Source organism: Parvibaculum sp. (genome assembly GCF_049672805.1).
Taxonomy (GTDB): Bacteria; Pseudomonadota; Alphaproteobacteria; order Parvibaculales; family Parvibaculaceae; genus Parvibaculum.
Window position 1 is genome coordinate 1 of record NZ_JBATWS010000152.1, and the last position, 4,122, is coordinate 4,122.

Here is a 4,122-nt window from a genome sequence, read left to right on the forward strand (position 1 = left end):
GGCGTGATTGTGAGCTTCCTCGTGCTGCTTTCTTTCGATCGCGATAAAATTCTTTATGTGATCGAGGTGCCGGTCGCTGCCGATGCGGCGGCCTTCTCCACGCTACCGCAGCAACTTTTCCTGCTGACGGTCGGGCTGTTCGGCCTGATGGTCGGGCCGGTCATCGCATCGAGCCGGACCATGATGGCGCGTATCAGCCCGCGCGAAATGATGACGGAATTTTTCGGCCTCTTTGCACTGGTGGGCAAAGCGACGGCCTGGATCGCGCCGCTTCTCATCGGCATCGTGACGGAGATCACGCAGAGCCAGCGTTTCGGGCTCATGATTACCGTGCCGCTCATTCTCGCTGGATTGATCGGGCTTCTCTTCGTGAAGGAAGAGCGCGCGAAAGCGGTGGTGCATTAAGCCTAGTGCCGGAAGTGGCGCATTCCCGTCATCACCATGGCGAGGCCTTTTTCGTCGGCGGCGGCGATGACTTCATCATCGCGCATGGAGCCGCCGGGCTGGATCACCGCCGTTGCGCCTGCTTCGGCGGCGGAGAGAAGGCCGTCCGCGAAGGGGAAGAAGGCGTCGGAAGCGACGACAGAGCCAATGGTGGCGGGTGTCTTTTCGCCTGCCGCTTCGGCTGCATCCTGCGCCTTGCGCGCGGCGATGCGGGCTGAGTCCACGCGGCTCATCTGGCCGGCACCGATGCCGACCGTCGCGCCATTCTTCACATAGATGATCGCATTCGACTTCACATGCTTGCAGATGCGGAAGGCAAGCTAGAGGTCTGCCAGGTCCTGCTCGCTCGGCGCGCGCTTTGTCCCGACTTTGAGGTCGAGATCATCAATGCGGCCATTGTCGCGCGACTGCACGAGCATGCCGCCTGCAACGGCCTTGTAGTTGAGGCCGGGCGCGCCAGCATCGGGCAGGCCGCCCGTGATGAGAAGGCGAAGATTCTTCTTTGCACCGATGATGCGGCGGGCATCTTCATCGGCATCCGGCGCGATAATCACTTCGGTGAAGATGCGCGCGATTTCTTCTGCCGTCTCGCCATCAAGCGGGCGGTTCGCGGCGATGATGCCGCCAAAGGCCGACACCGGATCGCAGGCCAGCGCCTTGCGATAGGCATGTGCCAGCGTGTCGCCAATGGCGACGCCGCAGGGATTGGCGTGTTTGATGATGGCAATGGCGGGCGCGATCTTCGGATCAAACTCGGCGACGAGTTCGAAGGCCGCATCCGTGTCATTGATGTTGTTGTAGGAAAGCTCCTTGCCCTGAAGCTGCGTCGCATTGCAGACGCCGGGGCGGTTCTCGCCCGTGACATAGAAGCTCGCAATCTGGTGCGGGTTCTCGCCATAGCGCAGCGTTTGCTTCAGGCTGCCGCCAAAGGCGCGATAGTCCGGTGCCGTCTCGCCGATTGCATTTGCCATCCAGTTTGAAATGGCGGCGTCATAGGCGGCGGTGCGCGCATAGGCTTTCTGGGCGAGCTTCGTGCGCAGCGCAAGCGAGGTGCCCTTGCGCTCGCGGATTTCTTCGAGCACCGCGTCATAATCGGCGCCATCCACTACCACGGCCACATAGGCATGGTTCTTTGCCGCCGCGCGGATCATGGCCGGCCCGCCACTGTCGATATTCTCGACGCAATCATCATAGGCAGCACCCTTCGCAACCGTTGCCTCGAAGGGATAGAGATTGACGACCAGAAGGTCGATCCCGCCAATGTCGTACTCGCTCATGGAAGCGGCATGGGCGGCATCATCGCGGATGGCGAGGAGGCCGCCATGCACCTTCGGGTGCAGCGTCTTCACGCGACCATCCATCATTTCCGGGAAGCCGGTCAGCTCCGCCACATCCTTCACGGCCATGCCCGCTTCCGCGATTGCCTTTGCCGTGCCGCCTGTCGAAACGAGTTCGACACCTGCCTCATGCAGCGCAAGGGCAAAATCGATGAGGCCGGTCTTGTCCGACACCGACAAAAGGGCGCGGCGGACGGGCTGGATATCGGCGGCTTGCGGATGGGGTTTCGCGGTCGGCATGGGCGCGGCTCCGATGGGCTGGGGAATGCGCGGGCGATAGCATGAAACGGACGGAGGGCCAAGAAGACATGATGAGAAGGCATGACGAGAAGGCATGACGAGGCGAGAGGGTCTTACCCCGCAGGTAATCGAAAAACGGCGGCGCGGGGGCTAGGCTTTCTCATCACAACCCGCTTTCCCCGAAGGAAACCAGCCCATGAGCCCGCCCGTCGATATTTCGCACCTGCCATTCGCCAAATTGCTTGGCATCGAGCTTGTGGAGGCAACGCCGGACCGTGTGGTTGCGCGGCTTGAGGTGCGAAAAGAGCTTTGCACCGTGCCGGATATTCTTCATGGCGGGGCGATCATGTCGCTTGCCGATACGGTGGGGGCGGTGGCGACGGTGCTCAATCTCACGGGTGGCGCTGCGACAACCACGGTGGAGAGCAAGACGAACTTCCTTGCCCCCGTGCCCCTTGGCGATGTCGCGACAGCCACAAGCGAGCCCTTTCACAAGGGCGGGCGGTTGATGGTCTGGCAGACAAGGATCACACGGGGCGATGGCCGCCTCTGCGCCGTCATCACGCAAAGCCAGATGGTGCTGGAGCCAAAAAAGGGCTGAAACCCGCCGCTATTCGGCCTGTGGCAGTTCCAGTTCCGGCACTTCCGCTTCTTCGCGCTTGCCTGCATTGCGGGTGGAGAGGCGGCGCCAGGCCCAGTTTACCCGTGCTTCGCCCCGGAAAACGCGGCCTGCGACGACGATCTGTTCGGCGCGGCGGGTCGTGTCGCCGGAGCCGAGATAGACGCTTTCCTCAATGGCGATCTCGCATTCGCCGCCGCCTGCGCGGGCGCGGAACTGCCAGCCATCGCCATTGGGCAGAAGCACCAGCACATTGGTCTTGTCATGGGCGAGCGACAGGCGCGCATCCGGGTGGATGTGGAAGCGGATGGTAAAGCCGGGGTCTTCTTTGGGCTTGTGCCAGTAGCGGCGCTGCCAGATTTTCGCGCGGCGCGGGGTGGGGGCTGCTTCCAGCACATCCTCGCCCCGCAGATCCTCGCCGCTTGCCGCAAGGAAGAGGCGGCGGCGATGGACAAGGCCGAAAAGCCCTGCATAGCCGTCATGGGCGGCATCGAGCCAGATGCCTGCCTCATTCTCGTTCCGGTGGCTTTCCACCCGGACCGGGCCTTCCATGATGCGGGCGCCGAGAAGGGCGCGGGAAATCCGCCCCTTGAGCATGCGCGCCGAAGAGGTGTCGTCGAGCACGAGGGTTGAATGGGCGGCGGTGGCGCGGCTTGCCGATTCCCATTCGGGACCGAGCACTTTCGTGGCGCCGCAATTCACGATGAGGCGCGCGCGGCCCACGCTCATTTCGAGGGCGAGGCAGCCTGCATGGGCTTCATGGCTGAAGGGGCCGGGTGGCGGGGCGCCCGTATCAACCACGATATTGGCGGGGCCGGCGGCAAGGCGCTGATAGCCGGAATGGGGGGCGAGGCCGAAAGGCTTGCCCTTCGCGTCATCGCGCGCGAAGGCGGCGTCAATCGCACCTTCGGGGCCTTCCGTCGAACCATTGAAAAGGGCAAGCCGCCCGTCGCCATGGCGGAAGAAACGCAGCATCGGCGTCATCCGGTCCACCGCATCGCGCACGGGCTTCGGCACTTCGATGCGGCGCGCCGTCAGCGCATCGCGCAGCGACAACAGGTCGAGCAGGATCGAAAGCTGCGCGGATGGATTGCGGCTCACATGGCCGCCATCGGCAAGGATCTGCCGGTCAAGCTCGCGGCAGAGAAGGACGATGCCTTTTTTGAGACGCTTGTGACCTTCGGAAAGGCAGAGGCCGGAAAAGACGAGGCCGAGGGCTGCCGTGATGCGCGGTTCGCCCGCAGGCGCAATGGCGGCGACGCGGGCGAGGTGCCGCGCCTGCCGGGCCATGTTGCGCAGAAGCATGGAGCGATAGACGAGATCGGTGCCATCAATGATGAGTGCGCCATTTGCGACCCATGACATGAGGCGGCGGCCGATCACTTGCGGGCGCCAGGCTATGTCGTGCCAGTTGCCTTCCGTCTCGATCCAGTCTGCAACGAGCTTGCGCGCATAAAGCCGCGCCGTGTCGCCGCTATTGGC

Annotated in this window: 3 protein-coding genes and 1 pseudogene; 2 read left to right on the forward strand and 2 right to left on the reverse strand. The window is 63.5% G+C overall.

From position 1 onward, the window contains the following. The coding region (locus tag WBF74_RS04890; protein WP_424436030.1) for an MFS transporter at window positions 1-405 on the forward strand (405 nt) is incomplete at its 5' end. Between the two features lie 2 nt (window positions 406-407). Here the strand turns inward: WBF74_RS04890 and purH are convergent. Continuing rightward, a pseudogene (purH, locus tag WBF74_RS04895) lies at window positions 408-2,021 on the reverse strand (bifunctional phosphoribosylaminoimidazolecarboxamide formyltransferase/IMP cyclohydrolase). 196 nt (window positions 2,022-2,217) lie between these two features. Between purH and WBF74_RS04900 the strand changes: the two are divergent. After that, the gene (locus tag WBF74_RS04900) at window positions 2,218-2,622 is read left to right on the forward strand and encodes a PaaI family thioesterase (RefSeq protein WP_424436033.1); all 405 of its coding nucleotides are present in this window, start codon (window positions 2,218-2,220) and stop codon (window positions 2,620-2,622) included. 9 nt (window positions 2,623-2,631) lie between these two features. On the opposite strand, the gene WBF74_RS04905 is transcribed toward WBF74_RS04900, so the two are convergent. After that, window positions 2,632-4,122, reverse strand: a 1,491-nt coding sequence (locus WBF74_RS04905; RefSeq protein WP_424436036.1) for a heparinase II/III family protein, incomplete at its 5' end; no start/stop codon positions are given.

Coding starts and splice junctions, on each gene's coding strand:
- WBF74_RS04900 (WP_424436033.1), top strand. CDS start 2,218: ATGAGCCCGCCCGTCGATATTTCGCACCTGCCATTCGCCAAATTGCTT.